The 715-nt window shown below is 48.7% G+C and carries 1 protein-coding gene and 1 pseudogene; one reads left to right on the top strand and one right to left on the bottom strand.

Annotated features, from left to right (window positions below; genetic code table 11):
* A partial coding sequence (locus tag BHE85_RS17610) for an IS3 family transposase (protein WP_000567746.1) occupies positions 1 to 315 on the bottom strand: 315 nt, incomplete at its 3' end.
* An 81-nt stretch (positions 316 to 396) separates the two neighbouring features.
* On the opposite strand from BHE85_RS17610, the pseudogene BHE85_RS17605 reads away from it, so the two are divergent.
* Positions 397 to 715: pseudogene (locus tag BHE85_RS17605) on the top strand (transposase); the annotation flags it as partial.

Raw genomic sequence — 715 nt, 5'->3', positions numbered from 1 at the left:
CCGTCCATATTCAACGGCTTCTTTGAGGAGTTCATTTTCCATCGTTTTCTTGCCGAGCAGGCGCTGGAGTTCTTTAATCTGCTTCATGGCGGCAGCAAGTTCAGAGGCAGGAACAACCTGTTCTCCGGCGGCCACAGCAGTAAGACTTCCTTCCTGGTATTGCTTACGCCAGAGAAATAACTGGCTGGCTGCTACACCATGTTGCCGGGCAACGAGGGAGACCGTCATCCCCGGTTCAAAGCTCTGCTGAACAATTGCGATCTTTTCCTGTGTGGTACGCCGTCTGCGTTTCTCCGGCCCTAAGACATCAATCATCTGTACTCCAATGACTATGAGGTAGCCTGAGTTTAACGGACACTCCTTCCTGAAATAGAATGGCATCAGAAGGAGCTAATAATGAGCAGAAAAAACCAACGTTACTCTAAAGAGTTCAAAGCCGAAGCTGTCAGAACGGTTCTTGAAAATCAACTTTCGATCAGTGAAGGCGCTTCCCGATTATCCCTTCCTGAAGGCACTTTAGGACAATGGGTTACCGCCGCCAGAAAAGGGCTCGGTACTCCTGGTTCCCGCACGGTGGCTGAACTGGAATCTGAAATTCTGCAACTGCGTAAGGCGTTAAATGAAGCTCGCCTTGAGCGAGATATATTAAAAAAAGCAACAGCGTATTTTGCACAGGAGTCGCTGAAAAATACGCGTTAATCGAACAATGGCGACA

Source organism: Shigella sp. FC1567, from assembly GCF_001743015.1.
Lineage (GTDB): Bacteria > Pseudomonadota > Gammaproteobacteria > Enterobacterales > Enterobacteriaceae > Escherichia > Escherichia coli.
The sequence above is the reverse complement of the archived record's forward strand: the minus strand, read 5'-3'. Positions and strand labels throughout refer to the sequence as shown.